The organism is Fuscibacter oryzae (genome assembly GCF_016765795.1).
GTDB lineage: Bacteria > Pseudomonadota > Alphaproteobacteria > Rhodobacterales > Rhodobacteraceae > Fuscibacter > Fuscibacter oryzae.
Map to the genome: position 1 here is coordinate 580,939 of NZ_JAESVP010000001.1, position 24,300 is coordinate 605,238.

The window sequence follows — 24,300 nt, forward strand, 5'->3', positions numbered from 1 at the left end:
CTGCGGTTGGCCTATCCCCGCCCACATGCTGACCATTGCCGCGCTCTATCACTTTACCCGCTTTGACGACCCCGCCGCCTTGCGCGGGCCGCTGTTGGATCTGTGCCTTGCCCAAGGCGTCACCGGCACCCTGCTGCTGGCGCGCGAAGGGGTGAACGGCACCATCGCCGGGCCACGCGACGGGATTGATGCGGTGATCGCCCATCTGCGCGCCCTGCCGGGGTGCGAGGGGCTGGAGTGGAAAGAAGCCACCGCCGACACCCCGCCCTTTGGCCGGATGAAGGTAAAGCTGAAGGCCGAGATCGTCACCATGGGTCAGCCTGATGTGGACCCTACTGCCCGCGTCGGCCATTACGTTGCCCCCGAAGATTGGAACGCCCTGATAAGCGACCCCGACGTGGCCGTGATCGACACAAGGAACGATTATGAGGTCGCCATCGGCACCTTTCGCGGCGCGGTAGACCCTGCCACCCACAGCTTCCGCGAATTTCCCCAGTGGTGGGAAGAAAATCGCGAGAGATTTGCCGGCAAGCGCATCGCCATGTTCTGTACCGGCGGCATCCGGTGCGAGAAATCTACCAACTTCCTGCTGGGGCAGGGCATCAATCAGGTTTACCATCTGAAGGGCGGCATCCTGAAATATCTGGAAGAGGTTCCGCAAGAGGACAGCCTGTGGGACGGAGAATGCTATGTCTTTGACGGACGCGTCTCGGTCGGGCACGGGCTGGTGCAGGGTGCCTATGACAGTTGCCACGCCTGCCGCCGCCCCCTTTCACCCGAGGACAAGCTGCGCCCGGAATATGAACGCGGGGCCTCGTGTCACCATTGCCTTGCTGAATATTCCGATGACGACCGCGAGCGGTTCCGTGAACGGCAAAAGCAGATGGATCTGGCCGAAGCGCGGGGCGCGCGGCATCTGGGGGGCTGATCGGCCTGTCCCCTGACCCGAGGTGCGATCTGGCGAAGGCCATCGCCTTCGCCATGCGATGAAGGTGCAATCAGAACCGCCGGGCCTCAAAGGCCCGGCCAGCGCCCGACCCGCCCCCGGCGGGCGCTGGCCTCTCGGTGGCTCTTGCTACCACCGGCTCTAGCGGACATGTCGCGCACGGGCGGGGAAACGCGGTGCGTTTCCTGAACCGCCCGAACATGGGCGGCCTAAAACCCCGCCCCTGATCATCCCCGCGCAAGTCCTGTGCGCCAATCCGGCTTTCCCGACCCGCCCGCACCCCCTATGTCTGATCCAACAGCAAAGGGGCACAAAGATGAGCGCGATTGAACTTGGCCTTGATACCTTTGGCGATGTGACGGTCGATGAAACCGGCGCGTTGAAGCCAATGGATCAGGTGCTGCGCGATGTGGTCGAACAGGGCGTGCTGGCCGATCAGGTGGGCATCCATTTCATCGGCCTTGGCGAACATCACCGCCCGGATTTCGCAATCTCCTCGCCCGAAATCCTGCTGGCCGCCATCGCCGCCCGCACCGAAAAGATTCAGCTTGGCACCGCCGTGACTGTTTTGTCCTCGGACGATCCGGTCCGCGTGTTCCAACGCTTTTCCACCCTGAACGCCATTTCGAACGGCCGGGCAGAGGTGATTCTGGCGCGCGGCAGCTTTACCGAAAGCTATCCTTTGTTCGGGTATGACCTGAACGATTACGACATGCTGTTCGAGGAAAAGCTGGACCTGTTCGCCAAGCTGGTTCACGGGGCAGATGTCACCTGGCAGGGCCAGCACCGCACCGCCCTGACCAACCAGCGCGTCTATCCGCCGGTGGGTGACAAGCCCTTTACCACCTGGGTCGGCGTCGGCGGCAGCCCGGAGTCGGTGGTGCGCGTGGTGCGGCAAGACCTGCAACTGATGCTGGCGATCATCGGCGGCGATCCGCGCCGGTTCCTGCCCTATATCGATCTCTATCAACGCGCCTGCCAGCAGATGCAGCGCCCGGAACGGCCCGTCGGCATCCACTCCCCCGGCTTTGTTGCGGCGACGGATGAGGCCGCGCGCGAAACCTTCTGGCCGCATTACAAGGACATGTATGGCCGTCTGGGGCGCGAACGCGGCTGGCCGCCAGTCACCAAGGACCGCTATATCGACGAGATTGAAAACGGTTCGCTTTACATCGGCGGCCCGGAAACCGTGGCGAAAAAGATCGCCGCCGCAATGCGCGACCTTGGCATCCAGCGGTTTGACATGAAATACACCACAGGCCCGGTGCCCCACGAACAACAGATGACCTGTATCGAGCTTTACGGCACCAAGGTCATTCCGATGGTGAAGGATATTCTTGCCCGATGATCAGCGACCAGATTGCCAGCAAGCTGCAAACCTCGTCCCTGCCGCGCAATCTGGGCATCCGCGTGCTGCGTGCCCTGCCCGGCGACAGCACGCTGGAGGTGACGGTTGCGGCCGAGCATCTGAATCTGCACGGCGCCTGTCATGGCGGGCTGATCTTTACGCTGGCCGATACCGCCTTTGGCTTTGCCGCGAATGCGGGCGATGAAAATGCGGTGACGCAGGAAGCCTCCATCCACTACGTCACCCCGGCCCGGCTGGACGAGGTGCTGACCGCGCAGGCCACCCAGATCTCGCGGCAGGGCCGCAGCGCGGTTCTGGATGTGACGGTGACGGCAGGCGATGGCCGGGTGGTCGCGCTGTTTCGCGGCCTAGCCCGGTTTGTCGGCTGATCAGATCATGCGGATGGCATCCTTGCCCACCGCCAGCATATAGCCGCGCCGCGCGACGGTTTTCACCAGCAGTTCGCTGACCAACTGGTTGCCAAGGGCATCGCGCAGGCGTTTCACCCGCGTCGCCCCCGCCGCCTCTTCGCAATCCGCCTCATTGCGGCCAGAGATGACGGCTTCAATCTGAACGCCGGTCATCACCTCATCATCCAGTCGCGCTTCGGCCAGAACCGACAGGGTTTCAATCGCCGCCTCGGTCAGTTGAAACTCCATGTCGTTGATGTAAACCGCCCGCGCCTCGCGGCTGATCAGCATCGACGACACCTGAATGCCCGACCGCTGAATGGCCGAAATCCGGCGGTTCAGCGTGACGATGGTGACCAGAAACACCAGCGACGCCACCAGCAGAGCGGTGGAAAACAGCAACAGCACAAAGATCACGCTGCGATAGCTGGCCAGAACTTCGGAAAAAGAGGTGCCGGATTGGGCAAGGATTTCCAGCAGCTTGATTTCCGCCGCCGTCGTCAGGTCATTGTTTTCAACGAACAGCCGTTCAACCCGTGCGTTGAAGGCATTGGCGTCGGGCAGGCTGACAAACAGAAACACCGCCGCGCCCAACAGGATCACGACAATGGCAGCGATACCGTAAGCCACCACGCGGTTGCCCGCGCGCAGGCTGTCAGAAACGGAGGAAGTAGTCTCCGGCACTGCCTTTCCTTTCATTCAGACCTTCCGGCCCGAACACCGAAAGCACGTTCAACAATGTCCAACCGGCCTGCTCCAGCCGGGGCCGCAATTCTGCCGCTGCCGCCTTCTTGTCGCAGGCAGACACCTGCGCAACCCCGTAATGCAGGCGCAAGGGATTGTCTTGCTTGGCCTTGTAATCGGCATAGCAATCGGCGGACGCAGGCCCACACAGCGCAAATAGCACCGCAAAGGCCATAAGGAAGGGCGCTAGGCGCGTCATCTCGCTTCTCCGTCAAGGTAGCCTCATCCTGCGCCGGGCGGGTGGGGTTATTCAATAACCAACGGCGGGTTTCCGCGTTGATATCGCATATCACCGCCGCGTTATTGTCCTTCACCACGGCTAAGGCGCAGGTTTGCTGCATGGTCCCATCGGCCGAGTCGCCAGTTGGCTCCTCACTTTGGCGGGACACAAGAACGGCAACAGGAGGTCACGATGACCGCATACAGCTTGAACGACATGAACTCGGAAACCCTTGCCGAGACAGCGCTTTTGCAGGCCCGCAACGCGGCTGCTCCCAAGCCGGTGCGCCTATGGAAAGGCATCGCCATGCTGGCTGCCGCCGCTGCGGTTGTTCTGGTCGGCGCCACCCCGATGCAGGCCGATGAAGACAGCGATAATCTGGCCAAAATCATCGTCGGCGGCCTGATCGTCGGTGCCATCGTGAATGACATGAAGCACCGCGATGGCGACCGTCCGCAGTATGACGACGAAGATTACTATGGCAGTGGCGATTATTACCGCGGGGATCATTACAAAGCGCGCGACCGTCACAACCGCCGCCGCATCCCCGAGGATTGCGCCATCACCATCGACAGCCGCGACAGTGGCAGGGTGACGTTGTATGGCGGGCGGTGCCTGCGCGACTATGGCTTCCGTGACCTGCCAGACTGCGGCCGCTCGGTCCGTATCTATGGCCAGCGCGACAAGCTGTTTTCGGCCCAGTGCCTGCGCCGCGCAGGCTTTGGCGGATCAAGATTGCCGCGCAGCAGCGACCGCGACTAAGCCCCCAAGGTCGCGCTGCGCCGGGGCTGCGCAAGGCAAGTTGTGGCCCCGTTCGGGGGTGGGGGAACAGGCGCCCTCACCCCCTTTTTTCGCGCCCGGTTTCGCGCTAGGCCAAAGCCATGCCCAGACCGATCCCCGATTTCAGCTTTGAATCCGCCGCCCTTGCGCGCGGCCTGTCCCCCATATGTGGTGTGGACGAGGTGGGGCGCGGCCCCCTTGCCGGGCCGGTCACCGCCGCCGCCGTCATCCTGGACCCCGCCCGCATTCCGTCCGGCCTGTCGGATTCCAAGGCCCTGACCGCCCGCCAGCGAGAGGTGCTGTTCGACCAGATCGCCGAAACAGCACAGGTTTGCATCGCCCATGCCAGCGTGGAAGAGATCGACACGCTGAACATCCTGCGCGCCTCTCATCTGGCGATGGAGCGCGCGGTGGCAGGGTTGGGCGCGGTGGGCCACGCGCTGATTGACGGCAATATTTTGCCCCCCGGGCTGCGGCCCCGGGCCGAGGCGATCATCAAGGGCGATGCCAAAAGCCTGTCGATTGCCGCCGCTTCGATCATGGCCAAGGTGACGCGTGATCGCCTCATGGTGGATTTGGCGCAACAATACCCCGGCTATAGCTGGGAGCGGAACGCCGGATACCCGACAAAGGCCCATCTTCAGGCGCTTCTAGATTTGGGCGTAACCCCCGTTCATAGACGTTCCTTCGCGCCCGTCCACAAGATATTGTATCAAGATATTTATATAACCCCTTGATTCAAAAAAGAATTTGACGGCGAATCAGGTCTGAATCATCTTTTCGTCAACGAACGGCGCATCAAGCAGCCGTCAGACGAGGCAGATATGGCGACCAAGAATGCTCCGGCCAAGGCACCGACCTTGCCGCTGAACCAGATCATTGCAGGTGACTGCATCGAGGTGATGAACGCCCTGCCCGCAGGGTCAGTGGACCTGATTTTCGCCGATCCGCCCTATAACCTGCAACTGAAGGGCGACCTGCACCGGCCCGACAACTCCAAGGTCGATGCGGTCGATGACCACTGGGATCAGTTCTCCAGCTTTGCCGCCTATGACAAGTTCACCCGCGACTGGCTGGCTGCCGCCAAGCGGCTTTTGAAGCCGAATGGGGCGATCTGGGTCATTGGCAGCTACCACAACATCTTCCGTGTCGGCTCTGCCTTGCAGGATCAGGGGTTCTGGATGCTGAATGATGTGGTCTGGCGCAAGTCGAACCCAATGCCGAACTTTCGCGGCAAACGCCTGACCAACGCCCATGAAACCCTGATCTGGGCCAGCCGGGATGAGGACAGCAAATACACCTTCAACTACGAAGCGCTGAAGGAACTGAATGACGGCGTGCAGATGCGGTCCGACTGGGTGATCCCGCTGTGCACCGGGCATGAGCGGCTGAAGGATGACAACGGCGACAAGGCGCATCCGACACAAAAGCCAGAGGCGCTGTTGCACCGCGTGCTGATCGCCACCACCCACCCTGGCGATGTCGTGCTGGACCCGTTCTTCGGCACCGGCACCACCGGCGCCGTGGCCAAGATGCTGGGCCGCGATTTCATCGGGATCGAACGGGAAGAAGCCTACCGCAAGGCCGCGCATGCCCGCATCGAACGTGTCCGCCGTTTCGACGCCTCGGCCCTTGAAATCACCGGGTCCAAGCGCGCCGAACCGCGCGTGCCCTTTGGCCAGGTGGTCGAACGCGGCATGCTGCGCCCGGGCGAGGAATTGTTCTCCATCGGCAACCGTTTCAAGGTCAAGGTCCGCGCCGATGGCACGCTGATCGGCAATGATGTGAAGGGCAGCATCCACCAGGTTGGCGCCGCGCTGGAAGGCGCGCCAAGCTGCAACGGCTGGACCTATTGGCACTTCAAGCGCGATGGCAAGATGGTGCCCATCGACCTGCTACGCCAGCAGATCAGGGCCGAGATGGAGGCCGATCAGGGCCGCCCGCACTGACCTTTCGACATTCCAGAACGCCTGTGCCGCGGTCCGCCTGCGGCACACCTCCCCGCCATGTCCGCATGGCGGGGCTTTTTGCTTTGGCCTAGCATGGCTCCAGTCCCGCGTGATTCCCCCTTCACCCCGAGGCCGCGATGTTTTCCACCGACCCGGAAGTCTATGGTGCGGGTCTAGACCTGCGCAGCGCCGCCGCCCGGATCGAAACCGGGCTTCGACCGCTGGTCATAGCACTGGCGCAGGAGATCCGGCCCCCCTTCACCCCGGCCCGCCGCCGCGCCATTCTAGGCGCACTCCATATTGCGCAGGAACAGGTCATCCGCCTGGGCCAGATCACCGCACGCTATTTCGTTGAATCCCAAGACCCGCTTGCCGCGCGGCTCGATTTCCTGCGCCGCTCTCGCAGCCTTAGCCTGTGGTACGATTGCACGACACGACTGGAACAGGTGATCCACCAGCGCCCACTGCCTCTGTTGCCCGACGTACCAGCCGACTCCACGCTCGAGCGGCTGTTCGAACATCTGCATCTGGCCCTGTCACCCACCGCTCCGGCGCTGATCGAGGACGGTCGGCATGGCGATATACCGTTGCCGATGGGCCGCTTCCTGCACCTGATCCGCGCTGCCGGGCGGCTTTTGCGCGCCATGGACCGGCCAGAGCCATGGTCGTTCCTTGATGTCGGCTGCGGGCTGGGTCTGAAACTTTTGGCTGCGCAAGAGATGTTTGATTATCTGGAAGGGATCGAGATCACACCTGCAACCGCCCGTCGTGCCAAAACGCTGTTGGCAACCGCCCGCCGCAACCGCGCTGCTGCCGAGGCGACACCAACCCCTTGGCTGACCGGCAACCTGCCGCTTGCCCGCACCCATATTCATTTCGGAAATGCGCTGGATTTTCCAGATTACGGCAATTTTGACGTGATCTACGCCTACCGCCCGATCGCCAATACCGCCCAGCGCCATCTGCTGGAACACCGCATCGTGGCACAGGCCCGCCCCGGCGCTTTGCTGATCCTGCCCTATCCCGATGCAGAAGCGACGGGCTGCTATACCCTTGCGCCCGGCCTTTATTGGAAGCAAGCGCCCGGCCTGACCACTGCCTCATTGCTGGCACGCGCCGCCCATATCGGCCCACAGCGCGCGGTGCCGGTGGCCGAACGCCACAGCGACGAAGGATTTGTCGCCCCCTTGGCCCAAGCCCTGCGCCACTGGGGCCACCTGCCCTGACAGACAGGCCCTTACGGCGCGCCCTTTGGCAGCGGGTTCAATGCCTTGTTATAGGGTTTCCAGTCGGTCACATCGGGGTAAAACTGCCGCCGCCACGCCTTGACCCGCCGGTTCATCACCCGTTTCCATAACGGCGGAATCATCGCCACCGCACTCATCAGCGGATAGCCATAGGGCAGTTGCGGCGCTTCTCGCGCGTCATAGGTCTGCAACAGGGGAAACCTTCGGTCGGGCTTGTAATGATGGTCCGAATGGCGTTGCAGGTTGATCAGCAGCCAGTTCGATGCCTTGTGCGCCGCGTTCCAGCTATGGCGCGGCAAGACATGCTCATACCGCCCTTCGCCCAGATACCTGCGGGTCAACCCGTAATGCTCAACGTAATTCACCAGTTCCAACTGCCAGACGGCCACCCCCGCCTGCCAGACAAACAGCCCCAGCCCCAGCCAGCCCCCCAAACCAAAGGCCAGCGCCAGCATCACCGCTTGCAGCGCGCCATAACGCCAGACCGGGTTGCTGCGGTGCCACCACGGGCGCCCCTGCCGCGCCAGCATCGCCGCCTCGGCCCGAAAGGCCGATTGCGGGCAGCGCCACAACACGCGCGGGAAAAAGCGGTGAAAGCCTTCATTATACCGCGCGGTCACCGCGTCGCGCGGGGTGGCGACGTACAGGTGATGCACCCGTAGATGCTCGGAGCGGAAATGGCTGTACAGCACCATGGCCAGCAACAGATCGCCCATCCAGCGCTCAACGGCAGCTTTCTGATGCATCAGCTCATGCGCGTAATTGATGCCAATGGTGCCCGAGGCAACCCCCATGCCCAAAAACAGCACCAGCCGCTCGGCCCGGTCCAGATGCGGGGCCTGCGGCACATACCAGATCAGCCAGAACAGCAGCCCCGCCTGCACCGGAAACCAGATCAGCGTGATCAGCCGATACCAGAGCAACTCGCTCTCGGGTGTCGTGGGATCAACATTGTCGCGGTTCATCCCCAAGGCCGCATCCAGCAACGAAAACAGCACCCAACTGTAAACGGGCAGCAGACAAACCGTCCATCCGCCGACCAACGCCCCCAGCACCGCCAAAGGCACCGTCCCCAGCGAGGCCCAGAATGGCAAGGCATCGGTCATTCGCACGCGCGTCATCCCTCCTCCCCCTCCATACTGCCCGGCAGGCTTTCATACTGGCCCAAATATCCCACGGGGTGGGACAATTGGTTCGCCATTGGTTCAAGAGCCAATGGTCTCGGGGGGTGTGCCCCCCCCGCTGCCACGGCCAGATCATGCGCCTTGCGCATCAGCGTGGGCAGATCGGTGGCATGAAACGCGGGCATCGCCATCCACTCTCCGCGCAACGGCACAGCCTCGGTATCCGCAACGGCAACCGACAGGATCAGGTGGAAATGGGTAAAGGTATGGCGCACCTCACCCACCACCCGCCAGTCGGCAGACAGCGGGGCTTCCCCGCCCGCACCATCCCAGCCATCCCCCGGAAAGCCCAGCATTCCGCCCAAAAGCCCCTTGTCCACCCGCCGCTCCAGCACCAGCGCGCCATCGGGCCGCCGCGCCACCCAAACAATGCCCTGCCGCGTGGGCTTGGCTGCCTTTGGGACCTTGCGCGGCAGATCGTCGGCGATGCCCTGCTTGCGGCCTTCGCAGAACGCCATCACCGGGCAAATCCCGCAGGCCGGTTTGCGCGGCGTGCAGATCGTGGCACCCAGATCCATCATCGCCTGCGCATGATCGCCGGGGCGGTCGGCGGGGGTCAACAACCCGGCCAGCCGCGTCAGTTCCGCCTTCGCCGCTGGCAAAGGTGTTTCCACCGCAAACAGCCGCGCCACAACCCGTTCCACATTGCCATCCACCACCACGGCAGGCCGGTCAAAGGCAATCGAGGCGACGGCGGCGGCGGTATAGGGCCCGATGCCGGGCAAGGCGCGCAAGCCCTCAACCGTGTCAGGAAAGCGCCCGCCATGACGCTGTGCCACCGCCCGCGCGCAAGCCAGCAGGTTGCGCGCCCGGGCATAATAGCCAAGCCCCGCCCATTCCCCCATCACCGCCGCATCGGGCGCGGCGGCCAGATCGCCCACCGTCGGCCACAGCTCGGTGAACCGGCGGAAATAGGCGCGCACGGCGGCCACGGTGGTTTGCTGCAACATCACCTCGGACAGCCAGACGCGATAGGGATCGGGCCGAACCCCGGCGGCCCGATCCGCCGGACCGACCCGCCACGGCATTTCCCGCGCATGGGTGTCATACCATGCAAGCAACGCAGCACCCGCCGCATCCAGATCGCCCCCGGCAATCACTTCGGCAGTCACTTCGGCGTCACGCAATCTTTATTCCTTTCCCCCAGCCTGACGGCTGGCCCTACCGGCATCTGCCCGCGTAAGATAGCGCCAAGCAAAGCAGGAACCAGTGGCCAAATCACCGCCCCCCCATTCGCCGTTCCGTCGGGAACGCGGCTTCGAGCCCGCCTCGCGCCTTTTGGCCGAGCGGATTCGCACCGCCGGGGAATCGCGCGGCTTTGCCGTGGCCCGGCTTTTGACCCAATGGCCAGAGATCGCGGGCGAAGAGCTGGCCCGCATCACCCGCCCGGTCAAGATTTCCTATGGCCGCGAAGGCTTTGGCGCCACGCTGACCCTGCTGACCACCGGCGCGGTCGCCCCCATGGTTGAAATGCGCAAGGATCATCTGCGCGAACGGGTCAACGCGGTCTACGGCTATTCCGCCATTGCCCGCATCCACCTGACGCAAACCGCCAGCACCGGCTTTGCCGAAGGTCAGGCCCAGTTTGCCCATGCACCAAAGGCTCCCGCCGCGCCCGATCCGGTCCTTGTCGCAAAAGCCACCGAAACCGCCGCCGAGATCAAGGACGATGGCCTGCGCGCCGCCCTTGAACTTCTGGCGCGCAATGTCTTAACTCGCCGCAACCCGAAGGAAGGCGCATGACCATGACTTTCAAGACCGGCCTGACCGCATTTGCCCTGGCCATTGGCCTTGGCTTCACGGCAGCCCCCCTGCTGGCCCAGACCGCAACCACCCCTGCCCCCGCCACCGAAACCGCCCCTGCGGTTGGCGACATCTCGATCGGTCAGGCCGATGCCAAGGTAAAGATCGTTGAGTACGCCTCTTTCACCTGCCCGCATTGCGCCGATTTCCATGAATGGAACTGGGCCAAGCTGAAGGCCGATTACATCGACACCGGCAAGGTGCAGTTCACGCTGCGCGAGGTGTATTTTGATCGCTATGGCCTGTGGGCTGCGATGATGGCCCGCTGCGGTGGCGAGATGCGCTATTACGGGATCGTCGATATCCTCTACAGCACCCAGCGCGAATGGGTGAATTCGGAAGACCCGAATGTCATTGTCGGCAACCTCAAGAAAATCGGCCGCACCGCTGGCATGGATGACGCCAGCCTTGATGTCTGCATGAAGGACGGGGCGACGGCAGAGGCGTTGGTCAAGCAGTTCGAGACCAACTTCAAGGCAGATGGTGTGGAAGGCACGCCCACCATCTTTATCAACGGCGTCAAGCATTCGAACATGCAGTATGACGAGCTGAAGGGCCTTCTGGACGCGGAACTGGCCAAGTGACGACTGCGCCGCTGCATGGCCTGAAGGTCGTCGAACTGGCGCGGATTCTGGCTGGCCCCTGGGCCGGTCAGACCTTGGCCGATCTGGGCGCCGATGTGTTGAAGGTAGAGGCAGCAGAGGGCGATGACACCCGCCGCTGGGGTCCACCCTTCATAGACCACGACGGCGAACGCGCCGCCGCCTATTTCCACGCCACCAACCGTGGTAAGCGGTCGGTCACCTGCGATTTCCGCACTGCCGAAGGGCAGGAAATGGTGCGCCGTCTGGTGGCCGACGCCGATGTGGTGATCGAGAATTTCAAGGTCGGCGGGCTGGCAAAATACGGGTTGGACTGGGAAAGCCTTCGCAAGGTGAACCCCAGGCTGATCTATTGCTCGATCACCGGCTTTGGCCAGACCGGGCCTTACGCCCACCGTGCCGGATATGACTTCATCATTCAGGGTATGGCCGGGTTGATGAGTGTAACAGGCGAGGCCGAGGGCCAGCCGCAAAAGGTGGGCGTCGCGGTGGTTGATGTGTTCACCGGCATCTATGCCGCCACCGCCATCCTTGCCGCGCTGCACCAGCGTGACCGCACGGGCCTGGGCGAGATGGTTGACATGGCGCTGATGGATGTGGCTGTGTCCGTGATGGCCAATCAGGCGATGAACTATCTGGCGACCGGGGTCGCGCCGGTCAAACTGGGCAATGCCCACCCCAACCTTGCGCCCTATGCGGTGTTTGACTGCGCCGATGGCTGGATCATCCTTGCCACCGGGAATGACGGGCAATATCAACGCCTTTGCGCAATTTTGGGGTTGCAGGCGCTGGCCACTGACCCCCGCTTTCTGACCAACGCCGACCGGGTGACCAACCGCCCCACGCTGACTGTGCTGCTGACCGAAGCCACCCGGCGCTGGACCAAGGCCGACCTGCTGGCCGCGTGCGAGGGCCAAGGCGTTCCCGCCGGACCGATCAACAACATGGCCGAGGTTTTTGCCGATCCGCAGGTGGTGGCGCGTGGAATGCAGATTGCGCCCGGTGGTGTGCCGGGCGTTCGCACACCGATCAGCTTTGGCAGCGCCAGCCTGTCGCTGGATCGACCGTCACCGCATCTGGGGCAGGACGACTAGCCCCAAAGGTGAAGCCGTCGCAACGCCGCGTCCAGCGGCGCGCCATGCGCCAGCCGCAGCCGCACCACCAGCGTCAGCACCCGCTGGCGAAAGGCGGGCGGCAGGCGGGCGGCGTCTTTCTCGGTCGTGACCAGGTGCGCGCCGGTGGTAAAGGCCTCCATCTCCAGCCGCTTCAACAGCGCCTCGGACAGCGGCTGATGATCGTCCAGCGCCTCGGCCCGCACCACGTCGGCCCCCTCGGCGCGCAGGGTGGCAAAGAACCTTTCGGGCCGACCGATCCCGGCAAAGGCAATGACCCGCTCGCCTGCCCAATCCATCCCCATCCTCAGCGGCTTCAGCTCACCCTCAACAACTGGCATTTCCTTCAGCGCCCCAACCCATTGCTGGCGAAACGCGCCACGCGCCGCATCGGGGCCGATCAACATCACCAGATCGGCCCGCGCAAGGCCAACCGCCACAGGCTCGCGCAGTGGACCGGCGGGCAGACAGCGGCCATTGCCGAACCCCTGTTCGGCATCGACGACGACAATCGACAGATCCTTGATGACCGAAGGGTTCTGAAACCCGTCATCCAGCAAGACCACCCCTGCCCCCGCCGTCTCGGCCGCCTTGACCCCCGCCGCGCGATCCTTGGCCACCCAGACCGGGCAAAAGGCCGACAGCAGCAGCGGCTCGTCGCCCACATCCGCCGCGACATGGCGCGCGGCATCCACCCGCACCGGCCCCTCCAGCCGTCCGCCATGGCCGCGGCTGACGACATGCACCGCATGGCCCGCCGCCACCAACCGCTCGGCCAGCAGCACGGCGGTCGGCGTCTTGCCGGTGCCACCTGCGTTCAGGTTGCCGATGCAGATCACCGGCACCACGGCAGTATAGCCCGCCTGCCGCAGCCGCCGCGCCGTTCCCGCCGCGTAAAGTGCTCCCAGCGGTGCCAGCAGCCGCGCCCATACCCCCGGCGCGTCGGGTGCCCGAAACCAGAACCCCGGCGCGCGCATCAGCCGCCCCCTTCGGTCAATTGCCGGATCAGGCCCAAAACCTTCTCGGTCGCCTCCGCCCCGTCAGAGGCGACAGCCCAGGCCGCCTGCGCCAGCCGCGCCGCCTTGTCGGGGGCCAACAGATCGCCCAGCGCCTCGGCCAGATCATTGGCCGACCCCACCGCCCGCGCCGCCCGTGCCGCGCCCAATCGGCCAAAGGCGGTGCCGTAAACGCCGGTGCGCGGGCCGTGCAGAATGGCCGACCCCAGCGCCGCAGGCTCCATCGGGTTGCGCAGCGCCCCCTGCGCGGCAAGCGTTCCACCGACAAAGGTCACCGGCGCAAGCCGATACCACAGGCCGAATTCCTGAAGGTTATCTGCGATATAAACCTCAACCTCCGGGTCCGGCTCCTCATCGCGCGCCCGCAAGGCAACCGTCCAGCCTTCATCCTCAGTCAACCGCGCCGCAAGCGCCTCGGCCCGGTCGGGGTTTTCCGGCACCATCACCAGCAACAACCGATGTGCCAGCCGCAGGCAGGCGCGATGTGCGGCAATCACCGTAGCCTCTTCGCCCTCTGGCACCATAGCGGCCAGCCAGACCGGCCGCGTCGCCATCACCTTGGCCAAAGCGGCGCGTTCAGCCTCCAGACAAGGTAGAGCGGCGCTTTCCTCTTCCAGCCGCCCGGCCACCTCGACCTGCGCCGCACCTGCCCGGCGAAAGGCCCGAGCCGCGCCATCATCCAGCGCCAGCACCAGCCGTACATCGGCCAGTGCGCTGCGGATCAGACCGGGTAGCAGCGCCTCTCGGCCCCGCACCAGCCATGGCTCACGCGCCTCCAAGAGCAGAATGGGAATGTTGCGCTGCACCGCCTCGCGGAACAGGGCGGGCCGCAACTCGCCCTCGGCAATCGCGATCAACTCTGGTCGCCAATGGTCCAGAAAACTGCGCACTTCTGGCGTGCGGTCAACGGGCGCCTCGGCGCCAAGGGGGCTGCGCAGTATGGCGAACCCGTCCTCTTCGGCCAGCCGCCGCCCCAGTTCAGCCATGCCACAAGCCACCGTGGGGCGCGGGCTGTGCAGCCAGATCAGTCGCCCGGCAGGCCGGGGAGGCCAAGCGGGGCGATCCGTCGCCTCGCTGCGCCAGGCAAGATCATAGAGCCTGCGGCCCAGCGAAAACGCCATGACCCGGCCTTAGGACCGCAGCTCTTCCGTAACCGATCCCTGCGTCGCTTCGTCCCGCAGGCGGTGGATATGGGCGATGAAATACCGCATGTGGGCATTGTCCACCGTGCCTTGCGCCGCCGCCTTCCAGGCCGCAAAGGCCGTGGCATAATCGGGAAACATTCCTACGATATGAATGTCGGCGACATCCCTGAACACGTTCTTTTGCGGGTCCACCAATTCGCCGCCGAAAACAAGGTGCAGGCGTTGGGTCATCTTCTCGGCTCCGGCCATGAGGTTTGGCGCAGGGTATCCGATACACCCGCACCGTCAAGCCGTGCCGCAACGCAGCATCCCGCCGCCGCTTGCCCCCGCCCTGCCACCCGGCTAGCGTGCCCCGAATATCTGCCGGAACAGGAGGCCGCCATGTCCACCATCGAAACCCGCCTTGCCGAACTGGGCGTCACCCTGCCCGACGCGCCTGCACCCGCGGCCAATTATGTGCCCTTCGTGATCGTGGGCAATCTGGTGCATATCTCGGGCCAGATCAGTGCCAATGCCGGGGGCCAGATCAAGGGCCGCCTTGGTGACAGCATGAGCGTGGAACAAGGGGCAGAGGCCGCAAAAGCCTGCGCAATTTCGCTGCTGGCACAGTTGAAAAAAGCCGTGGGCGGTGACTTCAGCCGCGTGGTGCGCGCAGTAAAACTGGTGGGCTTCGTCAACTCGACGCCAGAATTCACCGACCAGCCCAAGGTGATCAACGGCGCTTCCGATTTCATGGTTGCAGCCCTTGGTGATGCCGGTCGTCATGCGCGCTCTGCTGTCTCCGCCGCCTCGCTGCCCTTTGGCGTCGCGGTGGAAATCGAAGGCATTTTCGAGATCAAGTGATGCGCGTTCCCCTGCCTGCTGCTTTTCTGACCACCCCCCTCGCCCACCGCGCCTATCACAAGCGCAGCGAGGGGCGGCCGGAAAACTCGCTGCCCGCCATTCGGGCGGCGATTGCAGCGGGCTACGGCATCGAATGCGATCTGCAACTGACCAGGGACGGCCAGGCCCTTGTTTTCCATGATGAATGGCTGGAGCGGCTGACCAAGGCCACCGGCTTTGTCAAAGACAAGACCTTGGCCGAAATGCAGGCGATAGGGCTGAAAGACTGCGCCGAACCGCCGCCCTCTTTCGCCGAAATGCTGGCACTTGTGGCGGGCCGTGTGCCGCTGCTGGTCGAGTTGAAAGACCCGACCGACAGCATGTCTGACACCGATGGCCGTCTGGAGGCAGCGGTGGCAAAAGCCCTTGAAACCTATCGCGGCCCCGTCGCCCTGATGTCCTTCAACCCCCATTGCATCGCCCATCTGGCCCGGCTTGCCCCGCATATCCCGCGCGGGCTGACCACCGCCGCCTATGACCATGCCGGCTGGGCCCCGCTTTCTCCTGCCCGCTGCGATGAACTTCGCCCGATCCCCGATTACGACCGCACCCTGTCCAGCTTCATCAGCCACGAAGCCGCCGACCTTGCCCGCCCCCGCGTGGCCGAGTTGAAAGCCCAAGGCGCCGCGATCCTGACCTGGACCATCCGCTCGCCCACCGAAGAGGCACAGGCCCGCAAGGTCGCGCAGAACATCACGTTTGAAAACTACCCCGCCGCCCTGCCCGCTTGACACAAGGCCACAGCACCCCATTTGCACCTTTTGAAATACTCTCGGGGGCACGGGGGGCAGACAGCCCCCCGCCGTTGCAAAAGGCGACCGCCATGATCGTTAAAGCATGACCTTAGACGCCACCCTGCATACCGGCATGGCAGAGATTCCCGCGCCGGAGTGGGATGGGCTTGCCTGTCACGAATCCGGCCGCCCGCACGACCCGTTCACCACCCACCGCTTCCTGTCGGCGCTCGACCGTTCCCGGTCTACCGGCAAGGGCACTGGCTGGCAGACGCGGCCCTTGGTGCTGCGCGATCAGGGCCGCCTTGTCGCGGCGATGCCGCTTTATGTGAAAAGCCACAGCCAGGGCGAATACATCTTTGATCACGGCTGGGCCGAGGCGCTGGAACGGGCGGGCGGCAGCTATTACCCCAAACTGCAATCTGCCGTGCCCTTTACCCCCGCCACCGGGCGGCGGTTTCTGGGCGCGCCGGACTATCGCACGGCGCTGATGGAAACGGCGATAGACCTGACGCGCGGCAACGGCCTGTCGTCACTGCATGTGACCTTCTGCACCAAGGAAGAGGCACTGGCGCTGACCGGCCTTGACGGGACCTTGCGCCGGATTACCCAGCAATATCACTGGGAAAATCCCGGTTACACCAGCTTCGACGCCTTCCTTGCTGAACTTTCCAGCCGCAAGCGCAAGATGATCCGCAAGGAACGCGAAACCGCCCGCAGCCACGGCCTGACGATCCACGCCCTGACCGGCGATGACATCACGCCCGACCATTGGGCGGCGATGTGGGCATTTTATCAGGATACCGGCAGCCGCAAATGGGGCCGCCCCTATCTGACCCGCGAATTCTTTGACGAGTTGCACACCACCATGCGCGACGATGTGCTGCTGGTGCTGGCCTATGACGGCACGAAACCCGTCGCGGGGGCCTTGAACTTCATCGGGCGGCAAACGCTTTATGGCCGGTATTGGGGCTCTGTGGCCGAATATCCCTGCCTGCATTTCGAACTGTGCTACTATCAGGCGATGGACTACGCCATCGCCCATGGCCTGCGGGTCGAGGCGGGGGCGCAGGGCGAACACAAGCTGGCGCGCGGCTATCTGCCGGCCGAAATCCATTCCTTGCACTGGATTGAAAACCCCAGCTTCCGTGCCGCCGTTGCCCGCTATCTTACCGAAGAACGCCGCGCCGTGGGCGAAGAGATCGAGGTCTTGACCAGCTATGGCCCCTTCCGCAAGGTGACCACCGACGACTGAGCCAAACGGGAGGAACCAATGGCCCTGACGTTTTACACCAACCCGATGTCGCGCGGCCGTATCGTCCGCTGGATGCTGGAAGAGGTGGGCCAGCCCTATGACACCGTTGTCATGGCCTTCGGCCCGCCGATGAAAACGCCCGACTATCTGGCGATCAACCCGATGGGCAAGGTTCCCGTGCTGGTCCATGATCATGGCGTGGTGACCGAGGCGGGCGCTATCTGCACCTGGCTGGCCGATACCTTTCCGCAGGCAGGCCTGATGCCCGCCGATCGGGGTGCCTTGTATCGCTGGATGTTCTTTGGCGCGGGGCCGCTGAAACAGGCCGTGACCAACGGGTCCAAAGGCTGGGTGCCCACGGCAGAAGAGCGCGGTCGCTTTGGCTATGGCAGCATGGATTCGGTGATGACCACGCTGATCGGGCATCTTGGCCGCAACACCTATTTCTGTGGCGATACTTTCAGCGCCGCCGATGTTTATGTCGGCAGCCAGATCGGCTGGGGTCTGCGCTTTGGCACCCTGCATACCGACCCGATGCTGCAAGCCTATTGGGACCGGATCGCCACCCGTCCCGCCCTTTCCCGCGCCAATGCGCTGGATGATGCGCTGATGCCGCCAAAATCCTGATCGCGAAAGGACAGACCATGCCCGCAACCCTGTTGTCAGACGAAGACCGCGTGACCCGCCTGCCCGCCTTGGGCGAAACCGGCTGGATGGGCGTGGCCGACCGCGACGCCCTGCGCAAAATATGGAAATTCAAAAGCTTTTCTGAAGCCTGGGGCTTCATGTCCCGCGCGGCACTGGCGGCGGAAAAGCTGAACCATCACCCGGAATGGTCGAACACTTACAATGTGGTCGATGTCACGCTGACCACGCATGACTGCGACGGCCTGTCAGCGCTGGATGTGGAACTGGCGCAGCGGATGGACAAGCTGGCGGGCGACGCCACCGTGGTGCGCAACCATTCCGAGCCGGTAGACTGCCTGTGCAAGCTGCACGCAGGTGGCAAAGGGGCGGCCTGAGCCGCCCCCCAAAGATCAGATCGCGTCCAGCATCGCCTCGCCGCCCGAAATCTCGCAGGCGCTGGTTTCCTGCCCATGGTGCAGAACCTTGACCACGCCATCTTCGGCATAAAGCGCATAGCGCTTGGACCGGTCATTCAGCCCCAGATGCGGTACCGAAAACTCCATCCCGATTGCCTTGGTAAAGCTGGAATCGGCATCGCCCAGAAAAGTGATGCCCGCCGTGGTTCCACCCGTGCTGTCACCCCAGGCCTTCATCACAAAGGGGTCGTTGACCGAAAGGCAGATGATCTCATCGACACCCTTGGCATCAAACTTGCCTTTGGTACGGATAAAGCTGGGCACATGCGCCGTGGTACAGGTGCCGGTATAGGCCCCCGGCAGACCAAAGATCACCACTTTGCGGCCCGCGAGCTTTGCCCCCAGATCGACCGCTTCGGCGCCATTTGCCCCCATCTGCAAAACCGTTGCCGCTGGCAGCTTGTCGCCCACTGAAATCGTCATTCTTCGTCCCTCGTCACGTTGCGTTTCCTGTATCACGGGATATAGGGTCCGGCCCTGACAAGGGCCAGAGGGGGCAAAGATGGCGCATGTGGTGATTGTGGGCGCGGGGCAGGCAGGAGCGGCGGTGGCGGCCAAATTGCGCGCGCTTGGCCATGACGGGCAAATTACGATGATTGGCGAAGAGCCGAGTCCTCCCTATCAACGCCCGCCCCTGTCAAAGGCCTATCTGTTGGGCGAGATGGAGGAAGAGCGTCTGTGGCTGCGCGCGCCCGATTTCTGGGGCCAGCACAACATCGCGCTGAAACTGGGGACCAAGGTGACGGCTATCGACACCGGCGCACAGACCGTGACTGTTGGCGGCGAAACCATTGCCTATGACGATCTGGTGCTGACCACCGGGTCCACCCCCCGCCGTCTGCCTGCCGCCGTGGGTGGCGATCTGGGTGGCGTCTACACCGTGCGCACCTTGGCCGATGTCGATGCGATGCGGGCCGAGTTTCAGCCGGGCCGCAATCTTGTGGTTGTTGGCGGCGGCTATATCGGGCTGGAGGCGGCGGCAGTTGCGCGCAAGCTGGGCCTGAATGTCACCGTGATCGAAATGGCCCCGCGCATCCTGCAACGGGTGGCGGCGCCCGAAACCTCGGCCTATTTCCGCAAGTTGCATGGCGATGCGGGCGCGGTCATTCTGGAAGAAACCGGGTTAGACCGGCTGGTGGGCGACGGGCATGTCAGCGCGGTGCGTCTGAAAGACGGGCGCGAGTTGCCCGCCGATTTCGTCATTGCAGGCGTGGGCATCACGCCGGGCGCGGAATTGGCCGAGGCTGCGGGCATCGCGATTGAAAACGGCATCCGCACCGATGAGACGGGCCAGACCAGCGCGCCACATGTCTGGGCCGCGGGCGATTGTGCCAGCTTTCCGCATAACGGCGGGCGCATCCGGCTGGAATCTGTGGGCAATGCGATTGATCAGGGTGAACTGGTCGCCGAGAATATCATGGGCGCGGGCGTGGTCTATCAGGCCAAGCCGTGGTTCTGGTCCGACCAGTATGATTGCAAATTGCAGATCGCGGGCCTGAACACCGGCTATGATCGCGTGGTAACGCGCCAGACCGAGGGCGAGGCGGTCAGCTACTGGTATTATCAGGGCGACCGCCTGCTCGCGGTGGATGCGATGAACGACAGCCGAGCCTACATGGTGGGCAAGCGCCTGATCGAAATGGGGAAAGCCCCGGACGCTGCCAAAATTTCCGATCCGGCGACGGATCTGAAGGCACTGCTCAAGGGATGATGTCCGCTCCCATCTCCATCCCCTTTCCCCGAACGGGAGAGGGGTGCGCCCCTTTGGCAGCGCCATGAGGATCATCGGCGGCGCAAGGCGCGGGCTGAAACTGGCCGAGGTGGGCGAAGGTGATCCGGCGGCGCATCTGCGCCCCACCTCTGACCGCGTGCGAGAGGCGATCTTCAACCTGTTGATCAACGGGGGCTATGGCGACCCGGTGACCGACGCACGGGTGCTGGACCTGTTTGCAGGCACCGGCGCGCTGGGGCTGGAGGCGCTGTCGCGTGGGGCGGCGCGGGTGGCATTTGTCGATGATGGCGCCACTGCCCGCGCGCTCTTGCGCCGCAATATCGAGGCCATGCAGGCGATGGGCACCACCGATGTCTGGCGGCGCGATGCCACCCGCATGGGGCCGAACCGGGGGCCTGAGTATGGGTTGGTGTTCCTTGACCCACCCTATGGCAAGGCGCTTGGCGAGGCGGCCCTGGCAAGCTGTGTTGAAGGCGGCTGGCTGGCCCCCGGCGCGCTGGTGGTGTGGGAAGAAGGCACTACCCCCCTCGTGCCCGACGGGTTCGAGGAGTTGGATCAGCGCAAATACGGCGATACGCTGGTTACAATCCTGCGGGCACCGGATGGTGCGTGAAATCACGCACCCTACCGCCAGACCATGAGACTTAGCGTGCTACGCACGCACCGCCTATTCCCAGCCCTTGAAGAACTTGCCCGCAGGCGACGCGGTGAAAATCTCGCATCCCGTGGCGGTGACGCCGATCGAATGCTCATATTGCGCGCTGTCGCGGCCATCGCGGGTCACGGCGGTCCAGTCGTCTTTCAGCACCTTGGTTTCGGGGCGGCCCAGGTTCACCATCGGCTCGATGGTAAAGAACATGCCCTCTTCAAGCACCGCGCCCGACCCCGGGCGGCCATAGTGCAGCACATTCGGCGGGGCATGAAACACCCGGCCCAAGCCGTGGCCGCAGAAATCGCGCACCACAGACATGCGCGCCGCCTCGACATAGGTCTGAATGGCATGGCCGATGTCGCCAAAGGTGTTGCCGGGCTTGACCGTGGCAATCCCGCGCATCAGCGCCTCATGCGTGATCTCGATCAGCCGCATCCGCCAGGGTTTGACGTTGCCCGCCACATACATCCGGCTGGAATCGCCGAACCAGCCATCGACGATCACGGTCACATCGACGTTCAGAATGTCACCATCCTGAATCACATCCGACGAACGCCCCGGAACCTTTGCCCCCGGAATGCCGTGGCAGACCACCTGATTGACGCTGATGCACGAGGCGTGCTGATAGCCCTTGTAGCCGATGGTCGCCGACACCACCCCGCGCCGGTCAACTTCGGCGCGGATGAAATCATCAATCTCGCCCGTGGTGGCGCCGGGCTTGACCAGCGCTGCCACCATGTCGAGGATTTCGGCCACAACCCGCCCCGCCACGCGCATTCCTGCGAAATCCGCATCCTCATAGATACGAATGCCATCACGGGTCACGCGGCCGCGGGTCTCTTCCAAGGTGTCCTCATCGCATTTGGCGCCAGATCACGGCCTAGATAGGGGATCGGGCGGGGCTTGACCAGTAGGGCGCAGGTCACACCTATAACGAACATCAAGATCGGAGGCACAGATGCCGAATCCTACCGCCGCCATGCTGGTCATCGGTGATGAAATCCTTTCGGGCCGCACCCGCGATTCGAACATGCACTATCTGGCGGGCGAGCTGACCCGTATCGGCATCCGTCTGGTCGAGGTGCGGGTGGTGGCCGATGATCACGCCGCTATTGTTGCGGCGGTGAACGCGCTGCGGGCGGGGGTGGACCACCTTTTCACCTCGGGCGGTATCGGACCAACGCATGATGACATCACCGCCGATGCGATTACGGCAGCCTTTGGGGCGCATATCGGCCACCGTGCCGATGCCATGGCGCTGCTGCAAGCCCATTACGACCGCGCGGGCCTGCCTTTCAACGAGGCGCGCCAGCGCATGGCCCGCATTCCTGACGGAGCCATTCTGATCGACAATCCAGTCTCGACCGCGCCCGGTTTCACCCTTGGCAATGTGCATGTCATGGCAGGCGTGCCGAACATCTTTCAGGCCATGGTCGCCAGTGTCCTGCCCACCCTGACCGGCGGCGCCCCCCTGTTGTCGCAATCCCTGCGCGTGAACCGGGGCGAGGGCGAGATCGCCAGCGATTTCGGTGCGCTGGCCGCACAGTTCCCCGATCTGTCGATGGGTTCCTATCCCTTCATCCAGAACGGTGCGCATGGCACCAACCTGGTGATCCGCGGCACCGATCCGGCCCTGCTGGCCGAGGCGATGAAGCGGCTGGTGGCGCTGTTCGGATGACGAAGGCCCCATCCCCTACCCCCGATCGCCTGTTTGCCGCGATGGAGGCAACATGGCCCCCTGCCCGGCGCTGGCCACTTGGCCCCTTTGCCCTGCGCGATGGTGCGGGGGGCGGCAAGCGCGTGTCGGCGGCAAGCGCCACCGGCCCATGGCTCTCGGCTGATCTTGACGCAGCAGAGGCCGCGATGGACGCCCCCCTGTTCCTGATCGGCCCGCAAGATCAGGCGCTGGACATGGAACTGGCAGCGCGGGAATACACGGTGATTGATCCGGTGCTGGCCTATGCCGCTCCCGTGGCCGATTTGGTGCAGATGCTGCCGAAACGGATGACCACCTTTCCCCACTGGCCACCGATGCAGATTGCCCGCGACCTGTGGGCCGAGGGCGGCATCGGGCCCGCACGGGTGGCGGTGATGCACCGCGCCAAGGGGGCCAAGACCGCCATTCTGGGCCGCGCGCAGGACCGCGCCGCGGGTGTTGCCTTTGTCGCCTGCGACGGTGATCTGGCGATGCTGCACGCGCTGGAGGTGTCGCCTGCCTTTCGTCGGCAGGGTTCCGCGCACAACATCCTGCGGGCGGCAGCACTTTGGGCGCAAGACCAAGGGGCAACCACCCTCTCGCTGGTGGTCACAACCGCCAATGCCCCGGCCCGTGCCCTTTATACTTCCGTCGGAATGCAGGTTGTGGGACACTATCATTATCGACAGAAATGAGCCCGCGAGAGGCCAGAACTGGTGAAAGCCACAAGACCCAGATTGCAGCCGCTTTGCACGGCAGCCCTTGCGGTGCTTGCCGCCTGTCCGGCCATTGCCGTCGAGGCGCCCCTTACATTTCCGGCCACCGCCGAAATCACGGCCAGCCATAGCCAACCGATGACCTCTTATAGCCTTGCCATCGGCCCGTTTCGGGATGGGGCATTGCAGGTCCGTCCGATCGAGGGCGCAGTCGATCAGACCGCCTGGCGCTTTGGAGCCGACGGGGTAGGCACACTGGAAATTCTGGCACCCCTGCGACAACAACTTCGGGATCAGGGGTTTACCTCACTTTACGAATGCCAGAGCGAGGGCTGCGGCGGCTATGATTTCCGCTATGCCAGCGATGTGCTGGCCGAACCGGATATGCACGTCGATCTGGGCGATTTCCGGTATTTCGCCGCCGAACGGGCGGGGGCTGCGGGGCCGGTCTATGTTGCGTTGCTGATCAGCCGGTCGGCCCATGACGGCTTTGTCCAGATGACGCGCATCGGCCCCGAACTTGCGGCACCCGATGCACTGACCACCTCGACCAAATCACCACAGCAACTGGCCCCCGCCACGCCCTTGGACGCTGTTGCGCCAGTCGCGGCTGCGCCCGTGACCGCGCCGCCCGACATGGCGGGCAAACTTGCCTCTGGTCAGCCGGCGGTGCTGGACGGGTTGGTGTTCCCGTCCGGCTCGGCAAATCTTGCCGCAGGTGAGTACCCGGAACTGGTGGCACTCGGTGATTGGCTGCGCGCCGATCCGGCGCGCAAGGCGCTGCTGGTCGGCCATACCGATGCCTCTGGCACGCAGGCGGCCAACCTGCGGCTGTCAAAGGCGCGGGCCGAAAGCGTGCGGCGCTGGCTGATCGATACGCTTTCGGTCGATGCCGCACAGGTTTCGGCCGATGGCGCGGGCTTTCTGGCCCCCCGCGCCAGCAACGCCACCGACGAAGGCCGCCGTCAAAACAGAAGGGTCGAGGTCATTGCGACCTCGACCCTTTCCGTCAGCCCTTAGGCAG

At 64.0% G+C, this 24,300-nt stretch carries 29 protein-coding genes; 20 read left to right on the plus strand and 9 right to left on the minus strand.

The annotated features are described in order from the left end of the window. Positions 1 to 25 precede the first annotated feature (25 nt). From trhO to paaI, 3 genes are all read left to right on the plus strand, one after another. A complete protein-coding gene (gene trhO, locus JI744_RS02845) occupies positions 26 to 928 on the plus strand; it encodes an oxygen-dependent tRNA uridine(34) hydroxylase TrhO (protein ID WP_202658134.1) in 903 nt (300 codons plus the stop codon). Between the two features lie 334 nt (positions 929 to 1,262). Beyond that, positions 1,263 to 2,294: an LLM class flavin-dependent oxidoreductase gene (locus JI744_RS02850; protein ID WP_202658136.1), complete on the plus strand. Its 1,032-nt coding sequence runs from the start codon at positions 1,263 to 1,265 to the stop codon at positions 2,292 to 2,294. Next, positions 2,291 to 2,683, plus strand: a complete 393-nt coding sequence (paaI, locus tag JI744_RS02855; RefSeq protein ID WP_202658138.1) for a hydroxyphenylacetyl-CoA thioesterase PaaI — start codon at positions 2,291 to 2,293, stop codon at positions 2,681 to 2,683. The genes JI744_RS02850 and paaI overlap by 4 nt, the downstream gene beginning before the upstream one ends. On the opposite strand, the gene JI744_RS02860 is transcribed toward paaI, so the two are convergent. Together JI744_RS02860 and JI744_RS02865 are read right to left on the minus strand one after the other, a co-directional pair. After that, positions 2,684 to 3,388, minus strand: coding sequence for a winged helix-turn-helix domain-containing protein (locus JI744_RS02860; RefSeq protein ID WP_202658140.1), 705 nt, complete (start codon positions 3,386 to 3,388; stop codon positions 2,684 to 2,686). Then, the gene (locus JI744_RS02865; protein ID WP_202658142.1) at positions 3,360 to 3,647 is read right to left on the minus strand and encodes a hypothetical protein; all 288 of its coding nucleotides are present in this window, start codon (positions 3,645 to 3,647) and stop codon (positions 3,360 to 3,362) included. The genes JI744_RS02860 and JI744_RS02865 overlap by 29 nt, the downstream gene beginning before the upstream one ends. A gap of 213 nt (positions 3,648 to 3,860) precedes the next feature. Between JI744_RS02865 and JI744_RS02870 the strand changes: the two genes are divergently transcribed. The 4 genes from JI744_RS02870 to JI744_RS02885 all read left to right on the plus strand — a co-directional run bounded on the left by JI744_RS02870 (position 3,861) and on the right by JI744_RS02885 (position 7,623). Then, positions 3,861 to 4,430, plus strand: coding sequence for a hypothetical protein (locus JI744_RS02870; protein WP_202658144.1), 570 nt, complete (start codon positions 3,861 to 3,863; stop codon positions 4,428 to 4,430). Positions 4,431 to 4,549: 119 nt separating this feature from the next. Then, positions 4,550 to 5,185, plus strand: coding sequence for a ribonuclease HII (locus JI744_RS02875; protein ID WP_202658146.1), 636 nt, complete (start codon positions 4,550 to 4,552; stop codon positions 5,183 to 5,185). An 87-nt stretch (positions 5,186 to 5,272) separates the two neighbouring features. Then, the gene (locus JI744_RS02880) at positions 5,273 to 6,397 is read left to right on the plus strand and encodes a site-specific DNA-methyltransferase (RefSeq protein ID WP_202658148.1); all 1,125 of its coding nucleotides are present in this window, start codon (positions 5,273 to 5,275) and stop codon (positions 6,395 to 6,397) included. Positions 6,398 to 6,534: 137 nt separating this feature from the next. Then, on the plus strand, positions 6,535 to 7,623 hold the full coding sequence (locus tag JI744_RS02885) for a methyltransferase domain-containing protein (protein WP_202658151.1): 1,089 nt from the start codon (positions 6,535 to 6,537) through the stop codon (positions 7,621 to 7,623). An 11-nt stretch (positions 7,624 to 7,634) separates the two neighbouring features. Here the strand turns inward: JI744_RS02885 and JI744_RS02890 are convergent, their stop codons facing one another. Both JI744_RS02890 and mutY read right to left on the minus strand, forming a co-directional pair. Continuing rightward, the gene (locus JI744_RS02890) at positions 7,635 to 8,765 is read right to left on the minus strand and encodes an alkane 1-monooxygenase (RefSeq protein ID WP_202658153.1); all 1,131 of its coding nucleotides are present in this window, start codon (positions 8,763 to 8,765) and stop codon (positions 7,635 to 7,637) included. Then, the gene (gene mutY / locus JI744_RS02895; RefSeq protein ID WP_407927490.1) at positions 8,762 to 9,955 is read right to left on the minus strand and encodes an A/G-specific adenine glycosylase; all 1,194 of its coding nucleotides are present in this window, start codon (positions 9,953 to 9,955) and stop codon (positions 8,762 to 8,764) included. The genes JI744_RS02890 and mutY overlap by 4 nt, the downstream gene beginning before the upstream one ends. Before the next feature lie 82 nt (positions 9,956 to 10,037). On the opposite strand from mutY, the gene JI744_RS02900 reads away from it, so the two are divergent. From JI744_RS02900 to JI744_RS02910, 3 genes are read left to right on the plus strand one after another with little or no spacing between them, the layout of a single operon-like run. Continuing rightward, the gene (locus tag JI744_RS02900) at positions 10,038 to 10,571 is read left to right on the plus strand and encodes a DUF721 domain-containing protein (protein WP_202658155.1); all 534 of its coding nucleotides are present in this window, start codon (positions 10,038 to 10,040) and stop codon (positions 10,569 to 10,571) included. A gap of 2 nt (positions 10,572 to 10,573) precedes the next feature. Beyond that, complete coding sequence (locus tag JI744_RS02905) at positions 10,574 to 11,215, plus strand: DsbA family protein (protein WP_202658251.1); 642 nt, start codon at positions 10,574 to 10,576, stop codon at positions 11,213 to 11,215. Further along, positions 11,212 to 12,327: a CaiB/BaiF CoA transferase family protein gene (locus JI744_RS02910; RefSeq protein ID WP_202658157.1), complete on the plus strand. Its 1,116-nt coding sequence runs from the start codon at positions 11,212 to 11,214 to the stop codon at positions 12,325 to 12,327. The genes JI744_RS02905 and JI744_RS02910 overlap by 4 nt, the downstream gene beginning before the upstream one ends. Here JI744_RS02910 and lpxK read toward each other — a convergent pair. The 3 genes from lpxK to JI744_RS02925 are packed head-to-tail and all read right to left on the minus strand — an operon-like array spanning position 12,324 to position 14,737. Further along, entirely contained in the window at positions 12,324 to 13,322 is a 999-nt protein-coding gene (lpxK, locus tag JI744_RS02915) for a tetraacyldisaccharide 4'-kinase (RefSeq protein ID WP_202658159.1), read from the minus strand. The two genes, JI744_RS02910 and lpxK, sit on opposite strands and share 4 nt — an antisense overlap. Further along, positions 13,322 to 14,482 (minus strand): 3-deoxy-D-manno-octulosonic acid transferase, encoded by a 1,161-nt coding sequence (locus tag JI744_RS02920; RefSeq protein WP_202658161.1) that lies wholly within the window; start codon positions 14,480 to 14,482, stop codon positions 13,322 to 13,324. The genes lpxK and JI744_RS02920 overlap by 1 nt, the downstream gene beginning before the upstream one ends. Before the next feature lie 9 nt (positions 14,483 to 14,491). Beyond that, positions 14,492 to 14,737 carry a DUF4170 domain-containing protein gene (locus JI744_RS02925; protein ID WP_202658163.1) on the minus strand — a complete coding sequence of 82 codons (246 nt, stop codon included), beginning with the start codon at positions 14,735 to 14,737 and terminating at the stop codon, positions 14,492 to 14,494. 150 nt (positions 14,738 to 14,887) lie between these two features. On the opposite strand from JI744_RS02925, the gene JI744_RS02930 reads away from it, so the two are divergent. The 5 genes from JI744_RS02930 (at position 14,888) to JI744_RS19045 (ending at position 18,399) form a co-directional block, all read left to right on the plus strand. After that, entirely contained in the window at positions 14,888 to 15,349 is a 462-nt protein-coding gene (locus JI744_RS02930) for a RidA family protein (protein ID WP_202658165.1), read from the plus strand. Then, positions 15,349 to 16,119, plus strand: coding sequence for a glycerophosphodiester phosphodiesterase family protein (locus JI744_RS02935; protein ID WP_202658168.1), 771 nt, complete (start codon positions 15,349 to 15,351; stop codon positions 16,117 to 16,119). The genes JI744_RS02930 and JI744_RS02935 overlap by 1 nt, the downstream gene beginning before the upstream one ends. A gap of 106 nt (positions 16,120 to 16,225) precedes the next feature. Continuing rightward, positions 16,226 to 17,377, plus strand: a complete 1,152-nt coding sequence (locus JI744_RS02940; protein WP_202658171.1) for a GNAT family N-acetyltransferase — start codon at positions 16,226 to 16,228, stop codon at positions 17,375 to 17,377. 18 nt (positions 17,378 to 17,395) lie between these two features. Beyond that, positions 17,396 to 18,004, plus strand: a complete 609-nt coding sequence (locus JI744_RS02945; protein WP_202658173.1) for a glutathione S-transferase family protein — start codon at positions 17,396 to 17,398, stop codon at positions 18,002 to 18,004. Positions 18,005 to 18,021: 17 nt separating this feature from the next. Further along, entirely contained in the window at positions 18,022 to 18,399 is a 378-nt protein-coding gene (locus JI744_RS19045; protein WP_202658174.1) for a 4a-hydroxytetrahydrobiopterin dehydratase, read from the plus strand. Between the two features lie 15 nt (positions 18,400 to 18,414). Here JI744_RS19045 and JI744_RS02955 read toward each other — a convergent pair whose 3' ends face one another. After that, the gene (locus JI744_RS02955) at positions 18,415 to 18,903 is read right to left on the minus strand and encodes a peroxiredoxin (protein ID WP_202658175.1); all 489 of its coding nucleotides are present in this window, start codon (positions 18,901 to 18,903) and stop codon (positions 18,415 to 18,417) included. Between the two features lie 79 nt (positions 18,904 to 18,982). Between JI744_RS02955 and JI744_RS02960 the strand changes: the two genes are divergently transcribed. Together JI744_RS02960 and rsmD are read left to right on the plus strand one after the other, a co-directional pair. Next, a complete protein-coding gene (locus tag JI744_RS02960) occupies positions 18,983 to 20,191 on the plus strand; it encodes an NAD(P)/FAD-dependent oxidoreductase (RefSeq protein ID WP_202658176.1) in 1,209 nt (402 codons plus the stop codon). 64 nt (positions 20,192 to 20,255) lie between these two features. Continuing rightward, positions 20,256 to 20,825: a 16S rRNA (guanine(966)-N(2))-methyltransferase RsmD gene (rsmD, locus tag JI744_RS02965; RefSeq protein ID WP_202658177.1), complete on the plus strand. Its 570-nt coding sequence runs from the start codon at positions 20,256 to 20,258 to the stop codon at positions 20,823 to 20,825. A 54-nt stretch (positions 20,826 to 20,879) separates the two neighbouring features. On the opposite strand, the gene map is transcribed toward rsmD, so the two are convergent. Further along, positions 20,880 to 21,710, minus strand: coding sequence for a type I methionyl aminopeptidase (gene map, locus JI744_RS02970; protein ID WP_202658178.1), 831 nt, complete (start codon positions 21,708 to 21,710; stop codon positions 20,880 to 20,882). A gap of 112 nt (positions 21,711 to 21,822) precedes the next feature. On the opposite strand from map, the gene JI744_RS02975 reads away from it, so the two are divergent. From JI744_RS02975 to JI744_RS02985, 3 genes are read left to right on the plus strand one after another with little or no spacing between them, the layout of a single operon-like run. Beyond that, positions 21,823 to 22,542: a competence/damage-inducible protein A gene (locus tag JI744_RS02975; RefSeq protein WP_202658179.1), complete on the plus strand. Its 720-nt coding sequence runs from the start codon at positions 21,823 to 21,825 to the stop codon at positions 22,540 to 22,542. Positions 22,543 to 22,583: 41 nt separating this feature from the next. Next, positions 22,584 to 23,255 (plus strand): GNAT family N-acetyltransferase, encoded by a 672-nt coding sequence (locus JI744_RS02980; RefSeq protein WP_236019206.1) that lies wholly within the window; start codon positions 22,584 to 22,586, stop codon positions 23,253 to 23,255. A gap of 42 nt (positions 23,256 to 23,297) precedes the next feature. Continuing rightward, a complete protein-coding gene (locus JI744_RS02985) occupies positions 23,298 to 24,296 on the plus strand; it encodes an OmpA family protein (RefSeq protein WP_202658181.1) in 999 nt (332 codons plus the stop codon). Positions 24,297 to 24,300: the final 4 nt, after the last annotated feature.

Bases quoted from the DNA above. Each gene is read 5' to 3' on its own strand.
- trhO (WP_202658134.1), top strand. From the start codon at position 26: ATGCTGACCATTGCCGCGCTCTATCACTTTACCCGCTTTGACGACCCC.
- JI744_RS02850 (WP_202658136.1), top strand. From the start codon at position 1,263: ATGAGCGCGATTGAACTTGGCCTTGATACCTTTGGCGATGTGACGGTC.
- paaI (WP_202658138.1), top strand. From the start codon at position 2,291: ATGATCAGCGACCAGATTGCCAGCAAGCTGCAAACCTCGTCCCTGCCG.
- JI744_RS02865 (WP_202658142.1), bottom strand. From the start codon at position 3,647: ATGACGCGCCTAGCGCCCTTCCTTATGGCCTTTGCGGTGCTATTTGCG.
- JI744_RS02870 (WP_202658144.1), top strand. From the start codon at position 3,861: ATGACCGCATACAGCTTGAACGACATGAACTCGGAAACCCTTGCCGAG.
- JI744_RS02875 (WP_202658146.1), top strand. From the start codon at position 4,550: ATGCCCAGACCGATCCCCGATTTCAGCTTTGAATCCGCCGCCCTTGCG.
- JI744_RS02880 (WP_202658148.1), top strand. From the start codon at position 5,273: ATGGCGACCAAGAATGCTCCGGCCAAGGCACCGACCTTGCCGCTGAAC.
- JI744_RS02885 (WP_202658151.1), top strand. From the start codon at position 6,535: ATGTTTTCCACCGACCCGGAAGTCTATGGTGCGGGTCTAGACCTGCGC.
- JI744_RS02890 (WP_202658153.1), bottom strand. From the start codon at position 8,765: ATGACGCGCGTGCGAATGACCGATGCCTTGCCATTCTGGGCCTCGCTG.
- JI744_RS02905 (WP_202658251.1), top strand. From the start codon at position 10,574: ATGACTTTCAAGACCGGCCTGACCGCATTTGCCCTGGCCATTGGCCTT.
- lpxK (WP_202658159.1), bottom strand. From the start codon at position 13,322: ATGCGCGCGCCGGGGTTCTGGTTTCGGGCACCCGACGCGCCGGGGGTA.
- JI744_RS02920 (WP_202658161.1), bottom strand. From the start codon at position 14,482: ATGGCGTTTTCGCTGGGCCGCAGGCTCTATGATCTTGCCTGGCGCAGC.
- JI744_RS02925 (WP_202658163.1), bottom strand. From the start codon at position 14,737: ATGACCCAACGCCTGCACCTTGTTTTCGGCGGCGAATTGGTGGACCCG.
- JI744_RS02930 (WP_202658165.1), top strand. From the start codon at position 14,888: ATGTCCACCATCGAAACCCGCCTTGCCGAACTGGGCGTCACCCTGCCC.
- JI744_RS02935 (WP_202658168.1), top strand. From the start codon at position 15,349: ATGCGCGTTCCCCTGCCTGCTGCTTTTCTGACCACCCCCCTCGCCCAC.
- JI744_RS02940 (WP_202658171.1), top strand. From the start codon at position 16,226: ATGACCTTAGACGCCACCCTGCATACCGGCATGGCAGAGATTCCCGCG.
- JI744_RS02945 (WP_202658173.1), top strand. From the start codon at position 17,396: ATGGCCCTGACGTTTTACACCAACCCGATGTCGCGCGGCCGTATCGTC.
- JI744_RS19045 (WP_202658174.1), top strand. From the start codon at position 18,022: ATGCCCGCAACCCTGTTGTCAGACGAAGACCGCGTGACCCGCCTGCCC.
- JI744_RS02955 (WP_202658175.1), bottom strand. From the start codon at position 18,903: ATGACGATTTCAGTGGGCGACAAGCTGCCAGCGGCAACGGTTTTGCAG.
- JI744_RS02960 (WP_202658176.1), top strand. From the start codon at position 18,983: ATGGCGCATGTGGTGATTGTGGGCGCGGGGCAGGCAGGAGCGGCGGTG.
- rsmD (WP_202658177.1), top strand. From the start codon at position 20,256: ATGAGGATCATCGGCGGCGCAAGGCGCGGGCTGAAACTGGCCGAGGTG.
- JI744_RS02975 (WP_202658179.1), top strand. From the start codon at position 21,823: ATGCCGAATCCTACCGCCGCCATGCTGGTCATCGGTGATGAAATCCTT.
- JI744_RS02980 (WP_236019206.1), top strand. From the start codon at position 22,584: ATGGAGGCAACATGGCCCCCTGCCCGGCGCTGGCCACTTGGCCCCTTT.